Origin of the sequence: Dyella sp. LX-66, from assembly GCF_018599165.1 — a bacterium.
Taxonomy (GTDB): Bacteria; Pseudomonadota; Gammaproteobacteria; order Xanthomonadales; family Rhodanobacteraceae; genus Dyella_D; species Dyella_D marensis.
Genome location: NZ_JAHFVJ010000003.1, coordinates 118,250 through 139,181, shown reverse-complemented (window position 1 = coordinate 139,181; position 20,932 = coordinate 118,250). Strand labels below are relative to the sequence as shown.

21 protein-coding genes and 1 riboswitch are annotated in these 20,932 nt (G+C 69.0%); of the genes, 15 read left to right on the top strand and 6 right to left on the bottom strand.

Going from position 1 to position 20,932, the window contains the following annotated elements:
• The first annotated feature begins 196 nt into the window (after nucleotides 1-196).
• A complete protein-coding gene (locus KK141_RS07250; protein WP_214569101.1) occupies nucleotides 197-1,351 on the top strand; it encodes a beta-eliminating lyase-related protein in 1,155 nt (384 codons plus the stop codon).
• Complete coding sequence (locus KK141_RS07245) at nucleotides 1,323-2,483, top strand: acyltransferase (protein ID WP_214569100.1); 1,161 nt, start codon at nucleotides 1,323-1,325, stop codon at nucleotides 2,481-2,483. Before KK141_RS07250 ends, KK141_RS07245 begins: the two co-directional genes overlap by 29 nt.
• A gap of 1 nt (nucleotide 2,484) precedes the next feature.
• On the opposite strand, the gene KK141_RS07240 is transcribed toward KK141_RS07245, so the two are convergent.
• The 3 genes from KK141_RS07240 to ettA all read right to left on the bottom strand — a co-directional run bounded on the left by KK141_RS07240 (nucleotide 2,485) and on the right by ettA (nucleotide 6,099).
• Entirely contained in the window at nucleotides 2,485-3,432 is a 948-nt protein-coding gene (locus tag KK141_RS07240) for an MBL fold metallo-hydrolase (RefSeq protein WP_214569099.1), read from the bottom strand.
• 62 nt (nucleotides 3,433-3,494) lie between these two features.
• Nucleotides 3,495-4,307, bottom strand: coding sequence for an orotidine-5'-phosphate decarboxylase (gene pyrF, locus KK141_RS07235; RefSeq protein ID WP_214569098.1), 813 nt, complete (start codon nucleotides 4,305-4,307; stop codon nucleotides 3,495-3,497).
• Nucleotides 4,308-4,437: 130 nt separating this feature from the next.
• Complete coding sequence (ettA, locus tag KK141_RS07230; protein WP_167252365.1) at nucleotides 4,438-6,099, bottom strand: energy-dependent translational throttle protein EttA; 1,662 nt, start codon at nucleotides 6,097-6,099, stop codon at nucleotides 4,438-4,440.
• Nucleotides 6,100-6,301: 202 nt separating this feature from the next.
• On the opposite strand from ettA, the gene KK141_RS07225 reads away from it, so the two are divergent.
• On the top strand, nucleotides 6,302-7,159 hold the full coding sequence (locus KK141_RS07225; protein ID WP_250901610.1) for a DUF817 domain-containing protein: 858 nt from the start codon (nucleotides 6,302-6,304) through the stop codon (nucleotides 7,157-7,159).
• On the opposite strand, the gene KK141_RS07220 is transcribed toward KK141_RS07225, so the two are convergent.
• Entirely contained in the window at nucleotides 7,156-8,151 is a 996-nt protein-coding gene (locus KK141_RS07220; protein ID WP_214569096.1) for an aldo/keto reductase, read from the bottom strand. The genes KK141_RS07225 and KK141_RS07220 overlap by 4 nt on opposite strands.
• 188 nt (nucleotides 8,152-8,339) lie before the next feature.
• Here KK141_RS07220 and glyA point away from each other — a divergent pair, with 188 nt between their 5' ends.
• The 5 genes from glyA to KK141_RS07195 all read left to right on the top strand — a co-directional run bounded on the left by glyA (nucleotide 8,340) and on the right by KK141_RS07195 (nucleotide 13,362).
• On the top strand, nucleotides 8,340-9,593 hold the full coding sequence (gene glyA, locus KK141_RS07215; RefSeq protein ID WP_214569095.1) for a serine hydroxymethyltransferase: 1,254 nt from the start codon (nucleotides 8,340-8,342) through the stop codon (nucleotides 9,591-9,593).
• Nucleotides 9,594-9,736: 143 nt separating this feature from the next.
• Nucleotides 9,737-10,255 (top strand): transcriptional regulator NrdR, encoded by a 519-nt coding sequence (gene nrdR / locus KK141_RS07210; RefSeq protein ID WP_026633608.1) that lies wholly within the window; start codon nucleotides 9,737-9,739, stop codon nucleotides 10,253-10,255.
• A gap of 92 nt (nucleotides 10,256-10,347) precedes the next feature.
• On the top strand, nucleotides 10,348-11,406 hold the full coding sequence (ribD, locus tag KK141_RS07205; protein WP_214569440.1) for a bifunctional diaminohydroxyphosphoribosylaminopyrimidine deaminase/5-amino-6-(5-phosphoribosylamino)uracil reductase RibD: 1,059 nt from the start codon (nucleotides 10,348-10,350) through the stop codon (nucleotides 11,404-11,406).
• Nucleotides 11,407-11,500: 94 nt separating this feature from the next.
• Complete coding sequence (locus KK141_RS07200; RefSeq protein ID WP_214569094.1) at nucleotides 11,501-12,343, top strand: phytanoyl-CoA dioxygenase family protein; 843 nt, start codon at nucleotides 11,501-11,503, stop codon at nucleotides 12,341-12,343.
• Nucleotides 12,340-13,362, top strand: a complete 1,023-nt coding sequence (locus KK141_RS07195; RefSeq protein WP_214569093.1) for a Gfo/Idh/MocA family oxidoreductase — start codon at nucleotides 12,340-12,342, stop codon at nucleotides 13,360-13,362. Before KK141_RS07200 ends, KK141_RS07195 begins: the two co-directional genes overlap by 4 nt.
• A gap of 110 nt (nucleotides 13,363-13,472) precedes the next feature.
• Here KK141_RS07195 and KK141_RS07190 read toward each other — a convergent pair whose 3' ends face one another.
• Complete coding sequence (locus KK141_RS07190) at nucleotides 13,473-14,483, bottom strand: NAD(P)-dependent alcohol dehydrogenase (protein ID WP_214569092.1); 1,011 nt, start codon at nucleotides 14,481-14,483, stop codon at nucleotides 13,473-13,475.
• A 90-nt stretch (nucleotides 14,484-14,573) separates the two neighbouring features.
• Between KK141_RS07190 and KK141_RS07185 the strand changes: the two genes are divergently transcribed.
• The 7 genes from KK141_RS07185 (at nucleotide 14,574) to KK141_RS07155 (ending at nucleotide 20,199) form a co-directional block, all read left to right on the top strand.
• Nucleotides 14,574-15,476 (top strand): LysR family transcriptional regulator, encoded by a 903-nt coding sequence (locus tag KK141_RS07185; protein ID WP_214569091.1) that lies wholly within the window; start codon nucleotides 14,574-14,576, stop codon nucleotides 15,474-15,476.
• Between the two features lie 92 nt (nucleotides 15,477-15,568).
• Nucleotides 15,569-15,769: riboswitch (FMN riboswitch) on the top strand.
• 128 nt (nucleotides 15,770-15,897) lie between these two features.
• Nucleotides 15,898-16,542, top strand: coding sequence for a riboflavin synthase (locus KK141_RS07180; RefSeq protein WP_214569090.1), 645 nt, complete (start codon nucleotides 15,898-15,900; stop codon nucleotides 16,540-16,542).
• Nucleotides 16,543-16,579: 37 nt separating this feature from the next.
• Nucleotides 16,580-17,671, top strand: coding sequence for a bifunctional 3,4-dihydroxy-2-butanone-4-phosphate synthase/GTP cyclohydrolase II (gene ribBA / locus KK141_RS07175; RefSeq protein WP_214569089.1), 1,092 nt, complete (start codon nucleotides 16,580-16,582; stop codon nucleotides 17,669-17,671).
• 82 nt (nucleotides 17,672-17,753) lie between these two features.
• On the top strand, nucleotides 17,754-18,713 hold the full coding sequence (ldcA, locus tag KK141_RS07170; protein ID WP_214569088.1) for a muramoyltetrapeptide carboxypeptidase: 960 nt from the start codon (nucleotides 17,754-17,756) through the stop codon (nucleotides 18,711-18,713).
• A gap of 39 nt (nucleotides 18,714-18,752) precedes the next feature.
• Nucleotides 18,753-19,220: a 6,7-dimethyl-8-ribityllumazine synthase gene (ribE, locus tag KK141_RS07165; RefSeq protein WP_343203555.1), complete on the top strand. Its 468-nt coding sequence runs from the start codon at nucleotides 18,753-18,755 to the stop codon at nucleotides 19,218-19,220.
• The gene (gene nusB, locus KK141_RS07160; protein ID WP_214569087.1) at nucleotides 19,220-19,666 is read left to right on the top strand and encodes a transcription antitermination factor NusB; all 447 of its coding nucleotides are present in this window, start codon (nucleotides 19,220-19,222) and stop codon (nucleotides 19,664-19,666) included. The genes ribE and nusB overlap by 1 nt, the downstream gene beginning before the upstream one ends.
• Nucleotides 19,666-20,199 (top strand): GNAT family N-acetyltransferase, encoded by a 534-nt coding sequence (locus tag KK141_RS07155; protein ID WP_214569086.1) that lies wholly within the window; start codon nucleotides 19,666-19,668, stop codon nucleotides 20,197-20,199. Before nusB ends, KK141_RS07155 begins: the two co-directional genes overlap by 1 nt.
• A gap of 180 nt (nucleotides 20,200-20,379) precedes the next feature.
• Here KK141_RS07155 and KK141_RS07150 read toward each other — a convergent pair whose 3' ends face one another.
• Nucleotides 20,380-20,841 carry a nuclear transport factor 2 family protein gene (locus KK141_RS07150; protein WP_214569085.1) on the bottom strand — a complete coding sequence of 154 codons (462 nt, stop codon included), beginning with the start codon at nucleotides 20,839-20,841 and terminating at the stop codon, nucleotides 20,380-20,382.
• Between the last annotated feature and the right edge of the window lie 91 nt (nucleotides 20,842-20,932).

The window sequence follows — 20,932 nt, the reverse complement described above, 5'->3', positions numbered from 1 at the left end:
CCTGCCCCATATGGCGTCGGCGTTGGTGGGGGTGCGCGCAGCCAACCCCAACCATGCGATACGCCCGGGATGTTGGGGTTCGCTGCGCTCACCCCAACCTACGCCGGATGAGGCCGGGCATGACCTTCGGCCGATCAGCCCGCACGTCCGCAGTGCTACGTTTCGCCGGACAACCAGCCAAGCGGGGGCGCAAGCGATGGACCGTCGGGACTTTCTCCGTTCGTCATTGGCCGCGGGTTCGCTCGCCGCACTGGGCGCCGCGCCGGCCGCATGGGCCGCGGCTTCGCCGAAGAGTCCGCAGGACCCGCAGCACATCAACCGCAGCGTGATCCTGATGGGCGACGACGTGCCGCATTACGGGCGCGACGTGCTGGCCCGGATGGACGCCATCCTGCAGACCCGCGACAAGGCCGGCGATCTGTATCTGAAACACGGCGCGGTGGAAGAACTGGAGCAGCGCTTCGCCCAGCTGCTGGGCAAGGAGGACGCCGCCTTCATGCCCACCGGCACCCTGGCCAACCAGGTCGCCATCCGCCTGCTGTGCGGCGATAAGAAGCGCGCCCTGGTGCAGCAGGAAAGCCACGTCTACTGCGATGAAAGCGATGCGGTGACCACGCTGAGCGCGATCAACCTGGTGCCGCTGGCGCCGGACCGCGCGGCGCCGACGCTGGACGAAGTCAATGCGGCCATCGCCGTGTCGGAGAAGGCCGCCTATCCCTTGCCGATCGGCGCGATTTCGCTGGAAAGCCCGGTGCGCCGCGCCGACGGTGCGATGGTGCCGTTCGAGGTGGTGCAGGCGATTGCCGAGCGCGCCCGCGCCAAGGGCATCGGCATGCACCTGGATGGCGCGCGCCTGCTGCTGAACAGTGGTGCCGAAGGCTTCGGCGTGGCGAAGTACGCCGCGCCGTTCGATACGGTCTACGTGTCGCTCTACAAATACCTGGGCGCGCCGTTCGGCGCCATCCTCGCCGGCAGCAAGGCCAACGTGGCCAAGGCGCGCGATACGCGGCATATCTTCGGCGGCACCATCTTCCACGGCTGGCAGTCCGCGCTGCTGGCGCTGGATGCGCTCGACGGTTTCGAGGAGCGCTTCGCCAAAGTGCGCGCCGCCGGAGACCATCTGCTCGACGGCCTGGCGAAGCTGGACGGCTACACCGTGCGCCGCGTGGAGCACGGCACCAATATCCACTTCGTCGAGATCGCCGAGGCGCGGCGGCAGGGTTTGCAGGAGCGCCTGGCCAAGGCCGACGTGATGATCGGCGAGCCGCGCGACGGCCGCCTGATGCTAATGTTCAACGAATCCCTGTTGCGCAAACCCGTCGATGCCATCGTCAAAGCCTTCGCTTCTTGAACGCAATCCCGGCATCGACCTGCTGCGCGGCATCGCCATCCTGCTGGTGGTGCTGCACCACATCGGCCTGCGCATACCGCTGAAGAAGACCGCGCTGGCCGAGGTGCTGCCGACGCGGCTGCTGAGCGCGCTGAATTTCAACGGCTACGAAGCGGTATTCGTGTTCTTCGTGATCTCCGGCTTCCTGATCGCGGGCAATGCGATCCGCCGCTGGGGCGCGCTGGAGCGCATCGACCTGCGCGACTTCTATGCGCGGCGTTTCGCGCGCATCGTGCCCTGCCTGCTGGCGCTGGTCGGCGTGCTGAGCGTGCTGCATCTGGTCGGCGCGCAGGATTACGCGATCAACCGCGAAGGCCAGTCGCTGCCGCGCGCGGTGCTCGCCGCGCTGGGCCTGCATCTGAACTGGTACGAAGGCCAGACCGGCTACCTGCCGGGCAACTGGGACGTGCTGTGGTCGCTGTCGATCGAGGAAGTGTTCTACCTCGGCTTCCCGCTGACCTGCCTGCTGCTGCGCCGCGATGCGCTGATGGCGCTGCTGCTGTGCGCGTTGGCGATCGCGCTGCCGTGGCTGCTGTCATCGCTGGACGATGCCAGCGAGATCTGGAAAGAGAAGGCTTACCTGCCGGGCGTGTCCGCCATCGGCACCGGCGTGCTCGGCGCGCTGGCGGTGGCGCATTGGAAGGCGCCGCGCTGGGCCACGTTGGCGCTGGGCGTTCTCGGTGCGATCGGCCTGTTCGCGGTGTTTATCGCCATGCCGTTCTGGTGGCCGCTGCTGCAGGACGGCGTGATGCTGCTGCTTACCTTCTCCACGCTGTGCGTGCTGGTGGCCTGCCGCCAGCGCGAGGCGACGCGGCCGCTGCCGGGCTTCGGCTGGCTGCGCCGCTGGGGGCAGCTGAGCTACGAGATCTACCTCACCCATATGTTCGTGGTGTACGGCGCGGTGCGGCTGTTCCGCGCGAGCGGCGGCGACATGTCGCGCGGGTGGCTGTGGTATCTGCCGGCGCTGCTGCTGTGCTGGCTGCTCGGTGCGGCGGTGGAACGTTATCTGTCGGCGCCGTGCGAGCGGTGGCTGCGTGCGCGGCTGCAGCGTCCGCGCGCGGCCATCGGCGTGGCCGTGGCCGCGGCGGACTGACTTACAGCTCCATCAGGTCGCGGCCCACCACCAGCCTGCCCTTGAAGTGCGGCGCCACGGCGTCGCGCCACATCTCATCGGTGAGCGACGGATCGCCACCCGGCACGAAGTGATTCAGCACCAGCGTCTTGACGCCGGCTTCGGTGGCGACGCGTCCCACCTGCCCGGTGGTGGTGTGGCTGGCCAGCAGGTGTTCGCGCAGGCGGGCGGCGTTCGGTTCGGAGGCGATCAGCTTTTCCAGTGCGGGTTGATACATCACCTCGTGCACCAGCACGTCGGCATTGCGTGCAAGTTCGATCAGCGCGGGCGTGGGGCGCGTATCGCCGGAGAACACGATCGAGCGATCCGGGCAGTCGAAGCGATAGGCGAACGCCGGCACCACCGGCGGATGCGCCACCAGCGCGGCGGTGACCTTGACGCGTTCGTCCTGCAGCACCACGCCGCCCTTGCTCAATTCGTGCGGCACGATCAGCGGCGCCAGCGGCGGGCGGCCTTCGTCCTTGATGCGGGTCTGGATGTCGTAGTCGTTCATGCGCAGGAAGTCGCGCGTCATCGCCGCCAGCGGCGGCGGCCCCCAGGTGTCGACGCGCGTATGCAGGCGCGCGGCCCAGGCCAGCCACAGCAGGTTGCCGTAGTCGGCGTTGTGGTCGGAATGCTGATGAGTGAGGAAGACATGGCGGATCGCGCCGAGGTCGAGCCTGGCCTGCACCATCTGGCGCGCCACGCCGTTGCCGCAGTCGACGACGTAGATGACGCCGTCCACCACCACGGCGCTGGCGGGTGCGGCGCGGTCGGGTTTCGGCGTGGGACCGCCGGCGGTGCCGAGCAGGATCAGGCGGGAGCGCGCGGCGGCGCGGGCGGCGAAGGGCAGGGCGCCGACGGCGGTGGCGGCCAGGCCGAAGCCGGCGGCGCGCAGCCACTGGCGCCGGTTCGGATCGAAAGCGCGCATGCGTTTTTCCCTGCGGAAAGAAAGACCCGACTATGCCGCGCGGCGCGCGGCGGGAAAAGCGCTCAGCGGTAGCGGTTGATGCTGTCGCGCAGTTCCTGCGCGGCCTTGCGCGCGGCCTCGGCGAAATCCTCGCCCTGGCCGGCATACAGGATGGCGCGCGAGGAGCTGATCATCAGGCCGTTGCCGTCGGCGCTGCGGCCATGCTTGACCACCGCTTCCACGTCGCCGCCCTGCGCACCGATGCCCGGCACCAGCAGCGGCACGTCGCCGACCAGCGCGCGCACTTCGGCCAGCTGCTCCGGCCAGGTGGCGCCGGTGACCAGGGCGCAGTTGCCGTGGGTGTTCCACTCGCGCGCGACCATCTCGGCGACGCGCTGGTACAGCGGGCGGCCGCCGACGTCGAGGTCCTGCAGGTCCGACGCGCCGGGATTGGAGGTGTGGCAGAGCAGGATCACGCCCTTGTCGGCGCGATCCAGGAACGGCTGCGCCGAATCGCGGCCCATGTACGGGTTGATCGTCACCGCGTCGGCGCCGTAGCGCTCGAACGCCTCGCTGACGTAGTGCTGCGCGGTGCTGCCGATATCGCCGCGCTTGGCGTCGAGGATCACCGGCACGCCGGGGTGCCTGGCGTGGATGTGCGCGATCAGGTGCTCCAGCGCGTCTTCCGCACGCAGAGCGGCGAAGTGCGCGATCTGCGGCTTGAAGCTGCAGGCCAGGTCGGCGGTGGCGTCGACGATGGCGGCGCAGAACTTGAAGACGGCGTCGGCGTCGCCGCGCAGGTGGACGGGGAATTTCGCCGGCTCGGGGTCGAGGCCGACGCAGACCAGGGAGCGGTGGTTATGCCATGCGGCTTGCAGGGATTGCATGAAGTGCATGGGAGTCTCCGTGATCGGCCGCCCTGGCAGGCGGCGTAGGTTGGGGTGAGCCAACGGCGAACCCCAACGTTGCAGCGGCGTGCGGGGTGTTGGGGTTCGCTTTTGGCTCACCCCAACCTACGCCCGCTGTTTACGCCAGCTTCTTGTACTTCACACGATGCGGCTTTGCCGCCTCATCGCCCAGGCGACGCTTCTTGTCCGCCTCGTACTCGTTGTAGTTGCCGGGGAAGAACTCCACGTGCGAGTCGCCCTCGAACGCCAGGATGTGCGTGGCGATGCGGTCCAGGAACCAGCGGTCATGCGAGATCACCATCGCGCAGCCGGGGAATTCCAGCAGCGCGTCTTCCAGCGCGCGCAGGGTTTCCACGTCCAGGTCGTTGGACGGCTCGTCGAGCAGCAGCACGTTGCCGCCCTGCAGCAGGGTCTTGGCCAGGTGCAGGCGGCCGCGTTCGCCGCCCGACAGGTTGCCGACGATCTTCTGCTGGTCGGTGCCCTTGAAGTTGAAGCGGCCGATATAGGCGCGCGACTGGATCTCGAAGTTGCCGATGCTGAGGATGTCCAGGCCGCCGGACACTTCCTGCCACACGTTGTTCTTCGCATCGAGCATGCCGCGCGACTGGTCGACGTAGGCCAGCTTGACCGTGTGGCCGAGCTTCACTTCGCCGGAGTCCGGCTGCTCCTTGCCGGTGATCAGCTTCATCAGGGTGGACTTGCCGGCGCCGTTCGGGCCGATCACGCCGACGATGGCGCCCGGCGGCACCTTGAACGACAGGTCGTCGATCAGCAGGCGGTCGCCGAAAGCCTTGGAGACGTTCTTGAACTCGATCACTTCCTGGCCCAGGCGCTCGCCCGGCGGGATGAAGATCTCGTTGGTTTCGTTGCGGTGCTGGTACTCGACCGAGTTCAGCTCCTCGAAGCGGTTGAGGCGCGCCTTGCCCTTGGACTGGCGGCCCTTGGCGGCCGAGCGCACCCACTCCAGCTCCTTCTCGATCGCCTTCTGGCGCGACTTCTCCTGGCTGGCTTCCTGCTTCAGGCGGGCGTCCTTCTGCTCCAGCCACTCGGTGTAGTTGCCCTTCCACGGAATGCCGCGGCCGCGGTCCAGCTCGAGGATCCACTCGGCGGCGTTGTCCAGGAAGTAGCGGTCATGGGTGACCGCCACCACGGTGCCGGGGTAGTTCTGCAGGAACTGCTCCAGCCAGTCCACCGACTCGGCGTCCAGGTGGTTGGTGGGCTCGTCCAGCAGCAGCATGTCGGGCTTGGACAGCAGCAGGCGGCACAGCGCCACGCGGCGCTTCTCGCCGCCCGACAGCGGGCCGATCTTGGCGTCCCACGGCGGCAGGCGCAGCGCGTCGGCGGCCACTTCGAGCTGGCGCTCCAGCGCGTGCGCGTCGTTCACCGCCAGGATGTTCTCCAGCTCCTGCTGCTCGGCGGCGAGCTTGTCGAAGTCGGCGCCTTCTTCGGCATAGGCCGCGTAGACCTCTTCCAGGCGCTTCTGCGCGTCCATGATCACGGACACGCCTTCTTCCACCGCCTCGCGCACGGTCTTCTCGGCGTCCAGCTGCGGCTCCTGCGCCAGGTAGCCGACCTTGATGCCCGGCTGCGGGCGGGCTTCGCCCTGAAAATCGGTGTCGACGCCGGCCATGATGCGCAGCACCGTGGACTTGCCCGCGCCGTTGAGGCCCAGCAGGCCGATCTTGGCGCCGGGGAAGAACGAGAGGGAGATGTCCTTGATGATCTGGCGCTTCGGGGGAACGATCTTGCTGACCCCGTTCATGGTGTAGATGTACTGCATGGAGCCTCCGGAGGCGTGCGCCGCCGGCCCGCAAGGCGGACGGAGGCACTAGGGCGTTGGGTGAAACCCGGGATTATAGCCGGTCGGCGCGTCGTCCCGGTGACGGCCCGCCCCGTGCCCGGCCTGCGCCATGCCTTGGCGCACCAGGGCCATGCCCGGCCCGCAGGCTGGTGCGCTGTCACCCCGTATGGAGCGCGCCCGCATGGATTCCCTGGTATCGACCGCACCCCGCGGCCTGTGGCGGCTGGACGCCTGGGCGCAGGGTTGGGCGGCCCCGCGCGGCCCCTGGGCGCTGGCGCTGCACGAATTCGTCTGCTTCGGCCTCAAGCAGGCCTGGGCCTGCCTGTTCGGCGCCTGCATGCTGGCCTTGCTGCTGCTGACCTGGGCCTTCTACCCGGCCGGCGCCTGGCTGGCCCGCTACGACTTCCTGGTGCTGGCCGCGTTCGCCCTGCAATGCCTGCTGCTGGCCTTGCGGCTGGAGACGCGCGAGGAAGCGGCCGTCATTCTGCTGTTCCATCTCACCGGCACCGCCATGGAAGTGTTCAAGACCGCCATGGGCTCGTGGGAATACCCGGAGCCCTCGCTGCTGCGCATCGGCGGCGTGCCGCTGTTCACCGGCTTCATGTACGCGGCGGTCGGCAGCTATATCGGGCGGGCCTGGCGGCTGTTCGAGTTCCGCTTCGTGCGGCATCCGCCGTTCGCGGCGACGGCGTGGCTGGCGCTGGCGATCTACGTCAATTTCTTCACCCACCACTTCGTGGCCGATCTGCGCTGGCTGCTGTTCGGCGCGATGGCGCTGCTGTTCGGGCGCACCTGGGTGCATTTCCGCGTGCGCCGCGAGCATCGCCGCATGCCGCTGCTGCTGGGCTTCGTGCTGGTGGCCACGTTCATCTGGCTGGCCGAGAACGTGGGCACCTTCGCCGCGGCCTGGCGCTATCCGGCCCAGCGGGACGGCTGGAGCGTGGTCCCGCTGAGCAAGCTCGGCTCCTGGCTGCTGCTGATGATCATCAGCTACGTGATGGTGTCGGCCGTGCACCACCTGCGGCGCACACGGCGCTAGCGTTCGCTGTCCAGCGAACTCATGCCCTGCGCGCTGTAGCGGTCGCCCGCCGCCGCGCCCTTGGGCACGGCGTGTTCGATCGCGGCCAGTTCGTCGGCGTTCAAATGGACGTCCGCCGCGCCGAGTGCCTCCTGCAGGCGATGGCAGGTACGTGCGCCGATCAGCGGCACGATGTCGCCGCCGCGCGCCAGCACCCAGGCGATGGCGAGCTGGGCGACGCTGATCCCGCGCGCCTCTGCCAGCGCGCGCAGCTGTTCGACCAGGCCCAGGTTGTGGCGCAGGTTGTCGCCCTGGAAGCGTGGGCTGTGCGTGCGGAAATCGCGGGCGGCGGTGCTGCGTTCGGCGTTCCAGTGGCCGCTGATCAGGCCGCGCGACAGCACGCCGTAGGCGGTGATGCCGATGCCCAGCTCGCGGCAGGCGGGCAGGATGCTCTCCTCGATGCCGCGGCTGACCAAGGAGTATTCGATCTGCAGGTCCGCCACCGGCAGCACCGCGTTGGCGCGGCGGATGGTCGGCGCGCTCACTTCCGACAGGCCCAGGTGGCGCACGTAGCCGGCCTTGACCAGGTCGGCGATGGCGCCGGCGGTGTCCTCGATCGGCACGGCCGGGTCCAGCCGGGCGGGGCGGTAGATGTCGACGTAGTCGGTGCGCAGGCGCTTGAGTGAGTAGGCCAGGGCGGTCTTCACCGCGGCCGGGCGGGCGTCGTAGCCCAGCCAGTCGCCGCCGGGGCCGCGCTGGGCGCCGAACTTCACGCTGAGCTGGTAGCTATCGCGCGGGCGGCCGGCCAGCGCCTCGCCCAGCAGCATCTCGTTGTGGCCCATGCCGTAGAAGTCGCCGGTGTCCAGCAGGGTCAGGCCCGCGTCCAGCGCGGCGTGCACGGTGGCGATGCTCTCGGCGCGGTCGGTCTCGCCGTACATGTCCGACATGCCCATGCAGCCCAGGCCGAGGGCGGAAACGCGCAGCTGCTGCTTGCCGAGGGAACGCTGTTGCATGGGGCGGACTCCGGGGGCGGGGAAAGGCGGCCATGCTGCGCCCGGCCCGCATCGTCGGGCAAGCGGGGCGGAAACGCCCGGGATACGCGCCCGCATGCGGTTTCCGACCCTTCCTAAGGTGGCCCCCCAACCCCCCGGGCGCTACAATTTCGGGCTTCCACTCCCCGCCGCCACCCGCAGAGGTCAGGATGTTTGCCAAGAACGAGACGATCGCCGGCTTCGACGATGAGCTGGCCCAGGCCATGGCCGACGAGGCGCACCGGCAGGAAGACCACGTCGAGCTGATCGCCTCCGAGAACTACGCCAGCCCGCGCGTGCTGGAGGCCCAGGGCAGCGTGCTCACCAACAAGTACGCCGAAGGCTACCCGGGCAAGCGCTACTACGGCGGCTGCGAATGCGTGGACGTGGCCGAGCGCCTCGCCATCGAGCGCCTGAAGGAGCTGTTCGGCGCCACCTATGCCAACGTGCAGCCGCATTCCGGCTCGCAGGCCAACCAGGCGGTGTACTTCGCCCTGCTCAACCCGGGCGACACCATCCTCGGCATGAGCCTGGCCCACGGCGGTCACCTCACCCACGGCGCCAAGGTCAATCTGTCCGGCAAGATCCTCAACGCCGTGCAGTACGGCGTGAACGAGCAAGGCCTGGTCGACTACGACGAAGTCGAGCGCCTGGCCCTGGAGCACAAGCCGAAGATGATCGTGGCCGGCTTCAGCGCCTACTCGCAGGTGATGGACTGGGCGCGCTTCCGCGCCATCGCCGACAAGGTCGGCGCCTACCTGTTCGTGGACATGGCCCACGTCGCCGGCCTGATCGCCGCGGGCGTGTATCCCAGCCCGCTGCCGCACGCGCACGTGGTCACCTCCACCACCCACAAGACCCTGCGCGGCCCGCGCGGCGGCATCATCGTCGCCAAGGACGCGGGTGAGGAAATCGAAAAGAAGCTGCAGTCGATCGTGTTCCCCGGCATCCAGGGCGGCCCGCTGATGCACGTGATCGCCGCCAAGGCGGTGGCCTTCAAGGAGGCGCTGGACCCGTCGTTCAAGAGCTACCAGCAGCAGGTGGTGAAGAACGCCAAGGCCATGGCGCGCACCTTTATCGAGCGCGGCTACAAGATCGTGTCCGGCGGCACCGAGAACCACCTGATGCTGGTCGACCTGATCGGCCGCGACGTCACCGGCAAGGACGCGGAAGAAGCGCTGGGCAAGGCGCACATCACGGTGAACAAGAACGCCGTGCCGAACGACCCGCGCAAGCCGTTTGTCACTTCGGGCCTGCGCATCGGCACGCCGGCGGTCACCACGCGCGGCTACCAGGAGGCCGACGTGGCCGCGCTGGCCGGCTGGATCTGCGACGTGCTGGACGCGCCGAACGACGAGGCCGTGCTGGCCAAGGTGCGCGAGCAGGTCACCGCGCAGTGCCATAAGTTCCCGGTTTACGGCTGAAATCCCAGCCGCCAGCGGTGGCTTCGCGACGATCCGGAAAAGGGGCCGATCGTCGTAAAAGCCTCCGCATCCCACGCTCTTCCGGCCTCGCCGGAAGGGCGCCGGGTTGTACGGCGGCTCAACTGAACGTCTAATGGCGCCCCATGCATTGCCCTTTTTGTCAGCATGAAGACACCCGTGTGATCGATTCGCGTCTGGCCGACGACGGCACCACGGTGCGCCGGCGACGCGAATGCCCCCAGTGCGGCGAGCGCTTCAACACCTTCGAAACCGCCGAGCTGAAGCTCCCCGCCATCGTCAAGAGCGGCGAGCGCCGCGAGACCTTCGACGAACGCAAGCTGCGCGTGAGCTTCGAGCGCGCCCTGCAGAAGCGGCCGGTGGCCAGCGACGCGGTGGACGTGGCGGTGCGCACCATCGTCAACGACCTGCGCAAGAGCGGCGAGCGCGAAGTGCCTTCGCGCCAGGTGGGCGAGCTGGTGATGCGTGAGCTCAAGAAGCTCGACCAGGTGGCCTACGTGCGCTTCGCCTCGGTCTACCGCAAGTTCGAGGACGTGCAGGCCTTCCGCGAGGAAATCGAAAAGCTCGAGCGCGACCTGCCGGGGCTGGAAAGCCTGCAGCTCTCGCTGCTGGGCGAAGCGGGCGCGCGCCGCGGCAAGAAATAACGGCGCGGCGCCGGCGCGGCTTCGCATAGACTCTTTCGTCCCACGCACAAGGGGACGCCATGTCCAGCTTCACCCCCACCGATCACATCCTGATGGCGCAGGCCCTGCGCCTGGCGGAGCGCGGCCTGTTCACTACCCAGCCGAATCCGCGCGTGGGCTGCGTGATCGCCCATGGCGACGCGGTGGTGGGCGAGGGCTTTCACCCGCGCGCCGGCGAGCCGCATGCCGAAGTGTTCGCGCTGCGCGCCGCCGGTGAGCGCGCCCGCGGCGCCACGGCTTACGTCACTTTGGAACCCTGCGCCCACCATGGCCGCACACCGCCCTGCGCAGATGCGCTGGTGGCCGCCGGCGTGGCGCGCGTGGTGGTGGCGGCCGAGGATCCGTTCCCGCAGGTGGCCGGCCGCGGCATCGGCAAGCTGCGCGACGCCGGCATCGCGGTCGATATCGGCCTGATGCGCGAGGCCTCGCGCGAATTGAACGTCGGCTTCTTCAGCCGCATCGAGCGTGGACGCCCGTGGGTGCGCGTGAAGCTGGCGATGAGCCTGGACGGCCGCACCGCGCTGGCCAACGGCGAATCGAAGTGGATCACCGGCGAAGCCGCGCGCGCCGACGTGCAGCGCTGGCGCGCGCGCAGCTCGGCCATCCTGGCCGGCAGCGGCACCGTGCTGGCGGACGATCCGCGCCTCACCGCGCGCATCGACGCACCGTTCGCGCCGCCGCTGCGCGTGGTGCTGGACCGCAGCCTGCGCACGCCGGCCGGCAGCCACGTGCTGGACGACAGCGCGCCGACCCTGCTGCTGCACGCGGAAGGCGCCGCGGTGCCGGCGCATCTGCGGCAGGCGGACCTGGCCACGGTGCCGGAAGCCGACGGCGGCCTGGACCTGTCCGCCGCCCTGGCCCTGCTTGCCGCGCGCGGCTGCAACGAGGTGCACGTCGAAGCCGGCCCCACCCTGTGCGGTGCGCTGCTCGCGGCAGGCCTGGCGGACGAGCTGCTGCTCTATGTCGCGCCGTTGCTGCTGGGCGACAGCGCGCGTCCGCTGCTGCATCTGCCCACGCTGCAGGACATGGGTGCGCGCTGGAACCTGCGCGTGCTCGACCAGCGCATGCTGGGCCAGGACTTGCGCCTGCGCCTGCGCCCGGCGCGCGATTGACCGTTGCGCGATTGACCCTGCGGGAGCTGGCGCCCAGAATCGCCGGCCAGTACGGCGCCGAGGCGCCCCGCAAGTCTTTCCAGGAGTGCGCTGCATGCTCACCGCGGCGGAGCGCGAACAGTTCCGTGTCCAGGGTTATCTGATCCGCGACGCCTTGAGCGCGGAGGACGTCGCACGCTACCTCGACGGTGTGGAACGCGCGCGCGCCGAACGCGGCGAGCGCGGCCGCATGATGAATCTGCAGTTCCTGCAGCCGGGCAAGGACGTCCGCGCGATCCAGGACGTGATCTGCCATTCCGCACTGCGCGCCATCGCGGCGGACCTGCTCGGCGACGGCATCGTGATCGACGGCGCCTCGCTGTTCTACGCCGATGCGGGCGTGGACTACCGCCAGGGCTGGCATCGCGATCTGATGCAGGTGCCGGACGCGCAGATCGACCCGCGCTGGTTCAGCGACGAGTACCGCTACAACTACGTGCAGGTGAATATCCCGCTCACCTACGACCCCTGCCTGTGGATCGTGCCCGGCAGCCATCGCCGCCCGTACGACGAAGCGGAGCGGCGTATCTTCGGCGCCGATCCGCGCATCGCGCCGGTCGATGCGCAGCCGGAGCTGGAGCAGGGCGTGCAGCTGGTGCTGCAGCCCGGGCAGGCGGTGTTCTACAACAACTACGCCGTGCATCGCGGCTATGCCGGCGTGTTGGGGCAGCGGCGCATCACCATCCATCTGGGCTTTCATTCCAGCGCGCATGCGCCGACCTGCCACTTCGGCGTGCTCGACCATCGCGAGTACACGCCGGATTACCTGGCGAGCCTGGCGTCTGAAGTGCGCGCCGCCTTGGAAGCGCATATCGCCGAACGCGCGCGCCATCCGGAAGTGGACCAGTACCACGCCTGGCACCAGCAATTCATCAGCAAGGAATTCGAGATCCGATGAACAGCGAAGCGCGTGTGATCCGTTGGGGCATCATCGGCTGCGGCAACGTCACCGAGGTAAAGAGCGGCCCCGGTTTCCAGAAGGCGCCGCATTCCGCCCTGGTGGCGGTGATGCGGCGCGACGGCGCCAAGGCCAGGGACTATGCGCAGCGCCATGGCGTGCCGCGCTGGTATGACGACGCGGCGGCGCTGATTGCCGATCCGGATGTGGACGCCGTGTACGTCGCCACGCCGCCGTCGACGCACAGGCAGTACGCGCTGATGAGCATCGCCGCGGGCAAGCCGGTGTATGTGGAAAAGCCGATGGCGCTGGATCACGCGGAGTGCGAGGCGATCTTGCAGGCGGGTGTGGAAGCGAAGGTGCCGGTGTTCGTCGCCTATTACCGCCGCATGCTGCCGCGCTTCCACCAGGTGCGCGAGCTGCTGTTCGGCGAGCAGGCCATCGGCGCGCCGCGCGTGGTCAACACCGTGCTGTACGAGCCGCACCATCCGCGCTACCACGACGGCGCGAACCTGCCCTGGCATGTGGTGCCTTCGATTTCCGGCGGCGGCGTGTTCATGGATATCGGCTGCCACACGCTGGACATCCTCGACTGGCTGTTCGGGCCGATCGTGTCGGCGGAAGGACGTGCGGGCAACCAGCTGGGCGCGTATCCGCCGGAGGATACGGTGGCGATGTCGTTCGCCTTCGACAGCGGCGTACTGGGCACGGGGTTGTGGAATTTCGACAGCTACAAGCACCACGACTGCATCGAGGTGATCGGCGACCAGGGCAGCATGCGCTTTGCCACCTTCGGCGACGGGCCGATCGTGGTGGAGACGAAGGAGGGCGTGCGCGAGTATCGCGTGGCCAATCCGGCGCATATCCAGCAGCCGTTGATCGAGACGATCGTGCGGGAGTTGCTGGGGGAGAAGGGCGTGTGTCCTTCGACTGCCGAGAGCGGGGCGCGCACGACGTGGGTGATGGATCAGGTGTTGCGGGCGTATCGGCGGAAGACGGGGCAGGCGATCGGCGAGTAGCGCCCCCTTGTTCGAGCGGCGTAGGTTGGGGTGAGCGCAGCGAACCCCAACACCGGCACGGCTGACGGTGGTGCATGTTGGGGTTCGCTGCGCTCACCCCAACCTACGTCTCACCTCGCGAAATCGATCGCAATCTTGCCGAAGTGCTTCCCTCCGGCCATCTCCTCGAACGCCTCGCGCAGTTCTCCAAACCCATACACCGCATCGATCACCGGCTCCAGCCGCATCGCCTCCAGCGCGCGCACCATCCGCTCGTGCTCTTCCAGCGAGGCGACGGAAATCCCCTGCAGATGCACGCGCTTGAGAATCGCCGGCACCAGCGGCAGCGCCGCCTCGCGGCCACCCATGAAACCGACGATGCCGATAAAGCCATGCATCGCCACGGCATCCACCGACTGCGCGAACGTCGACGCGCCCACCGTTTCGATCACCGCATCCACGCCGCGCCCGCCATTGGCCTCGCGCACCGCCGCACCCCACTCGGGCAGCTTCGCGTAGTTGATGCCGATATCGGCGCCCAGCGCCTTGGCGCGCTCCAGCTTCTCGTCGCTGGACGACAGCAGGATCGCCTTCGCCCCGCGCGCCTTCGCCAGCTGCAAGGCGAACAGCGACACGCCGCCGGTGCCGAGCAGCAGCACGCTCTGCCCCGTGGTGAGCCGGGCCTGCTCCAGCGCCGTCCACGCGGTAAGCGCAGCGATCGGCAACGTGGCCGCCTGCACGGCGCTCATATGCGAGGGCGCATGGGCCAGCGCGTAGGCGTCGTAGCAGGCCAGCTCGCGCATCGCGCCGGGGCCGGGGCCGCCCAGGTCCGCGCCTTCCCATTCGGGCCGCATGCCGCCGGCCAGCCAGCGTGCCTTGTAGAAGGTGCTGACGCGGTCGCCGGGCTGGAAGCGGGTGACGCCTTCGCCGACCTCCAGCACGGTGCCGGAGCCGTCGGACACCGGCGTCATCGGCAGCGCCACGTTGCGGTAGAGCTGGCCGTTGACCATCAGGTGGTCGCGGAAGTTGAGCGAGGCCGCTTCCATTTTCACCAGCACCTGGCCGGGGCCGGGACGCGGGGCGGGCTGGTCGACGATGGCGAGGTGGCCGGTGCCGAACTGGTTGAGCTGATAGGCGCGCATGGCGGGCTCCTGGGTGAGTGATGGACGCCATGGTGGGCCGCGGATGCAGTGGCGATAATCCATCGACATGGCATATCTTTTGTTCGTCCTATGAATCAATCCTTCGAGCTCACCCCGAACCGCCTGCGCGAGCTGCGCGGCTTCGCCATCGCCGCGCGGCTGCTGAATTTCTCGCGCGCGGCGCACGAGGCCGGCTGCACGCCGTCGGTGCTGAGCCGGCGCATCGCGGCGCTGGAGCAGGCCGTGGGCGGCAAGCTGTTCCTGCGCACCACGCGGCGGGTGACGCTGACGCCGCGCGGCGAGCAACTGCTGGCGCATTGCGAGCGGCTGGACGCGGTGATGCTGGCGATGGCGGCGGAACTGCGGCCGCAGGGCGGCGAGCCGGCGGGGCGCCTGTGCGTGCATCTGCCGGGTTCGTACGGGCGGCTGCGGGTGGCGCCGGTGCTGGCGCGCTTCATGGCCAGGCATCCGCAGATCCGCATCGAGGCGGTGTACGACGACGCTTATGTGGACCTGGTCGCCGGCCGCATCGACCTGGCCCTGCGCGTGGGCCGCCTGGCCGATTCGCAGCTGGTGGCGCGGCGCGTGGGCAGCATGCGGCGCTATCTGTGCGCGGCGCCGGGGTATCTCGCCTCCGCGCCGGCGCTGGCCGATCCGGACGAGCTGAAAACGCATCGCTGCGTTGCCTTCAGCGGCCTGCGCACCGGCACGCTGTGGCAGTTCAGCCAGGGCCGCCGCCGCCGCTCGGTGCGCATCGACCCGGTGCTGACCTGCAACGACTCCATGGCCACCCGCGACGCGCTGCTGGCCGGCGTGGGCATCGGCATCCAGGGCGACTACATGGCCGACCCGCTGGTGGAACGCGGCAAGCTGGTGCGGGTGCTGCCGGAGTGGGAGCTGAGCACTTCGCCGATCCAGCTGGTCTGGCTGCCGGGCGCGGACCGGGCGCCGGCACTGCGCGCATTGATCGATTTCCTGTCGTCCGAACTCTAGGTTGCCTCCGAAAAGCGCACGCAGCGTGCGCCACGGGAAACGCCGGCCGGTGCTAGACTTCCGCGGCCGGGGCGACCCGGCGACAACCATTACGACGTCTTCAGGGCGGGGTGCGATTCCCCACCGGCGGTAGGTGGACGAGGCCTGCGAGGGTCTCCGAGACAAGCCCGCGAGCGCTTCCGCTCTCCATGCGGAAGGTCAGCAGATCCGGTCCGATGCCGGAGCCGACGGTCGGAGATTCGCTGCTTTTTGGCCGCGGGGTTTCCGGAAAGTCCGGATGAGAGAAGACGGTACGGCGTGCGCCCTCGCGGTGTGCGCCTGCCATGCGCCTTGGGGCGTTTTTCGCTGACCTTCGATGCGGGAAACGTTTCATGAAAAACCTCGACCGTTCCAACGCCGCCTCCGTGCAGGAGGTGCGCTGATGTTCACCGGGATCATCCAGACCGTGGGCCGCATCGCGCGGCTAGAACCGCGTGGCGGCGACGTGCGCCTGTATGTCGACACCGCCGAGCTCGATCTCGCCGACGTGCAGCTGGGCGACAGCATCGCCGTCTCCGGCGTCTGTCTCACTGCCGTCACGCTGGAACCGCGCGGCTTCAGCGCGGACGTCTCCAACGAAACCCTCTCGCTCACCACCCTGGGCAAGCTCAAGGCCGGCGATCCGGTGAACCTGGAGAAGGCGCTGCGCCTGGCCGACCGCCTCGGCGGGCACCTGGTCTCCGGCCACGTCGACGGCGTGGGCAAGGTGGTCTCGATCGCGCCCGACGGCCGCTCGCAGCGCTGGACCTTCGAAGTGCCGGCCAACCTGGCGCGCTATATCGCCGCCAAGGGCTCGATCTGCATCGAAGGCACCAGCCTCACCGTGAACGAGGTCGACGGCCTGCGTTTCGGCGTGAACCTTATCCCCCACACGGTGGAACACACGGTATTCCACGCGCGCCGCCCGGGCGATGCGGTGAACCTGGAGGTGGACGTGGTGGCGCGCTATGTGGAGCGGCTGATGGGCGGCGGCGGTGGATCGCCGCGGCTGGACGAGGACTTTTTGAAGAAGCACGGCTTCGCGTGACGGCAAAAACCAAACTCTTGAGCTATCTGGATTCCCCATGAGCTTCAACACCATCCCCGAAATCCTTGAAGACATCCGCGCCGGCCGCATGGTCGTGATCCTCGACGACGAGGACCGCGAGAACGAAGGCGACCTGATCATGGCCGCGCAGATGGTGCGGCCGGAAGACATCAACTTCATGGTGCGCGAGGCGCGCGGCCTGGTCTGCCTCACGCTGACCGAGCAGCGCACGCGCCAGCTCGGCCTGCGCCCGATGGTCAGCGACAACACCTCGCCGTACCACACCAACTTCACCGTCTCGATCGAGGCGGCCGAGGGTGTCACCACCGGCATCTCGGCGCACGACCGCGCGCGCACCATCCAGGTGGCGGTGAAGTCGGACGCCAGGCCGCAGGATCTGTCGCAGCCCGGCCATATCTTCCCGCTCACCGCGCAGCCGGGCGGCGTACTGACGCGTGCCGGCCATACCGAAGCGGGCTGCGATCTCGCCGCGCTGGCGGGGCTGGAGCCGTCGGCGGTGCTGATCGAGATCCTGCACGAGGACGGCTCGATGGCGCGCCGGCCGGAGCTGGAAGTGTTCGCGCAGAAGCACGGCCTGAAGATCGGCACCATCGCCGACCTGATCCGCTACCGCCTGGAAACCGAGAAGACGGTGCAGCGCATGCACGAGGAACAGGTGGACACCGAGTTCGGTCCGTTCCATCTGGTCGCTTACCGCGACGCCATCCACCACGGCCTGCATTTCGCGCTGACCCGCGGCAAGATCGACGACGGCGCGCCGGTGCTGACGCGCGTGCACGTGCGCAACACGCTGTCCGACGTGCTGCATCTGCAGCGCGACGACCTGGGCCTGACGGTGACCTCCGCGCTGCGCCGCATCGCCGACGAAGGCCGCGGCGTGCTGCTGGTGCTGTCCGGCGAGGACACCGCCGACGCCCTCCTGCGCCGCCTCAACCGCCAGCCCTCGGCCCAGGCGCCGGAAGAAGCGCAGCAGCAGGAATGGCGCCAGCTGGGCCTGGGTGCGCAGATGCTGGCGGACCTGGGCGTGCAGCGCCTGCGCGTGCTGGGTACGCCGCGCAAGCTGGTCGGCCTGGGCGGCTTCGGGCTGGAGGTGGTCGAGCACGTGTGATCCGCCGCGCGCCCGGGCGCCGCCCTCTGGCGGCCAGGGCGCGCGCGGCATACTGCCGGCTTCTCTCACCGCCACCGACGCCATGACTTCGATCCGCCTGATCGCCCCCTCCGGCTACCCCCACGACCGCGCCGCCATGCAGCGCGGCGTGGCGCGCCTGCACGCCGCCGGCTGCACGCTTGACGGCCTCGAAGCCCTCGAGCGCACCGAGCTGCGCTACGCGGGTTCCGACGCGCAGCGCGCGGCCGAGCTCAATGCGCTGGCTCATGCGGACACGCTGCCGGAGATCGTGCTGGCCATCCGCGGCGGCTACGGCGCCACGCGCCTGCTGGAACAGCTGGACTACGACGCGCTGCGCGAGCGCCTGGCCGGCAGCGCCACCGTGCTGGTCGGGCATAGCGACTTCACCGCGCTGCAGCTGGCGCTGTACACCCAGTGCGGGCTGACCAGCTTCGGCGGCCCCATGCTGGGGCCGGATTTCGGCGCGCCGGAACTGAACACGCTGATGTGGGAACACTTCTGGCGCACGGTGGCCGCGCCGCAATCGACCGCGGCCTGGTCCACGCCCACGCAGGGCGAGCTGGACGTGGCAGGCCCGCTGTGGGGCGGCAACCTCGCCGTGCTGTGCAGCCTGCTGGGCACGCCGTATTTCCCGCGCATCGACGGCGGCATCCTGTTCGTCGAGGACGTGGGCGAGCCGCCGTACCGGATCGAGCGCCTGCTGTACCAGCTGCACCTGGCCGGCGTGCTGGACCGCCAGCGCGCCCTGGTGCTGGGCCATTTCACCCATTGCCGCCCGGCCGCTTACGACAACGGCTACGACGTCCCCGCCGCCTTCGAGCAGATCGGCCGGGTGGCGCGCGTGCCGGTAGTGCGCGGGCTGCCGTTCGGCCACGAGGCGGACAAGTTCACCCTGCCGTTCGGCGCCGCGGCCCGCCTGCGCGTGGCTGGCGGCACGGCCGAGCTGTCGTTCGGCGCCTATCCCCACCTGGCCGGGGCCCAGCCGCGGCCGGATCCGGGCACGCTGCCCCAAATCCCGTAAAATGACCGGCCCACATGGGCCGCACGCCCCAGGAAACGCATACCCATGAACATCATCGAAGGCGATTTCTCCACGCCCAAGGGCCGCTTTGCCATCGTCGCCGGCCGCTTCAACGGCTTCGTGGTCGAGGCCCTGGTCGCCGGCGCGCGCGACGCTCTGGTGCGCCACGGCGTGCAGGACGAGGCGATCGACCTGATCCGCGTGCCCGGTGCATGGGAGATCGCGCTGGCCGGCCACAAGCTGGCCCATTCCGGCAAGTACGCCGCCGTCATCGCGCTGGGCGCGGTGATCCGCGGTTCCACCCCGCACTTCGACTTCGTCGCCGGCGAATGCGCCAAGGGCCTGGCCGGTGCGGCCTACGGTTCCGGCGTGCCGGTGTCGTTCGGCGTGCTGACCACCGACAGCATCGAGCAGGCGATCGAGCGCTCCGGCACCAAGGCCGGCAACAAGGGCGCCGACGCCGCCATCGCCGCGCTGGAGATGGTCAACCTGTACGGAAAGCTGTGATGAGCCCGCGTCCCGACGGCATCGACCTGGCCGCGCGCTCGCGCGCCCGCCGCCGCGCGCTGCAGGCGCTGTACGCCTGGCAGGTCAGCGGCAGTGGCATGAATGCGGTGATCCAGCAGTTCCAGCACGAGCAGGACATGGAAGTGGCCGACCTCGATTACTTCGAGGACCTGCTGCACGGCGTGGAGCGCAACCTCGCCGCGATCGACGAGAGCCTGAAGCCCTACGTCGACCGCGAGATCGAGCAGATCGACCCGATCGAGCGCGCCGCGCTGCGCATGGCCGCCTACGAGCTGAAGTACCGCCCGGACGTGCCGTACCGCGTGATCATCAACGAGGCGATCGAAGTGACCAAGCGCTTCGGCGCCGACCACGGCCACAGCTACGTCAACGGCGTGCTGGACAAGCTGGCCATGCAGCTGCGCTCGGTGGAGAAGAAAGGCTGATGGCCGCCGCGCCGGCCCATGATGTGCCGGTGCTGGAAACCGCGCGGCTGCGGCTGCGCGGCCATCGCCCGGAAGACCACGCCGCCTGCGCGGCGATATGGGGCGATGCGGACGTCACGCGCTTTCTCGGCGGACGTGCGTTCACCAGCGAGGAAGTCTGGCGGCGCATGCTGTCCTGGCGCGGCCTGTGGAGCATGCTCGGCTACGGCTTCTGGGCCGTGGAAGAGAAGGACGGCGGGCGCTACGTCGGCGATATCGGCTTTGCCGATTTCCGCCGCGAACTCGATCCTTCGCTGCGCGGCATGCTGGAATTCGGCTGGATCCTGGCGCCGTCCGCGCACGGCAAGGGTTATGCGAGCGAGGCGGTGGCGGCGGCCACGGCGTGGGCGGCGCAGCAGCTGCCCGAGATGCGCTCGGTGTGCATCATTGCGCCGGGGAATCTGGCGTCGATCCGCGTGGCGGAGCGGGCGGGTTTCCGCGAGTGGAAGCGCAGCATTTATCACGGCGAGCCGACCATCGTCTTCGCGCGGTAAGGCGTAGGTTGGGGTGAGCCGCAGGCGAACCCCAACGCTGCGATGCGCTTGGAGATGACGATGTTGGGGTTACTGGCTGCATCAGCAGCCAGCCCTTCGGGCCATCCGCTACGCGGATGTTCGCTACGGCATCCTGCCTTCGCAGTCGCCTGCGGCTCACCCCAACCTACGCCGTATCGCTTATTTCGCGGGTGCGCATTCCTTGCGGCCGTTGTCCGCAATCCCCGCGATCAACCACTTCCCGTTCTGCTTCACCAGATGGGCGATATCCGTCCCGCAATGATCGACCTTGCCGTCGACCAGGAATTCGTACGGCGCCCAGATGATCGCGATGTTGTCGTCGATCTTCACCAGCGGATCGTGGATGCGTTCTTCCAGCTTCTGCGTGCCGGTGGCGGGGATGTGCTCGATGAACGCGTCGTAGTGCAGCTGCTGCGACTTGTCGGCGCGAGTGAGCGTGATCATGCCGCCGGGCAGCAGGGCGGAGCGCATCATGTCGTGGTCGCGCTTGCCGATGCCGTCGAGCAGGGTCTGGAAGGGGGCTAGCACGGCCTTCTCTTCGGGCGTGGCGGCATGCGCGTAAGTCATGGACAGCGCAGCCAGGGCGGCGGCGAGGAACAGCGAGGATCGGCGGACGTGCATGATCGGACCTCCGTGGGCTGTAGTCCGCCGATTCTAGCCACGCCTCCCGCGGCCGCCCGCATGACTACCGGCAGGGTCGGCGCTTGCATGC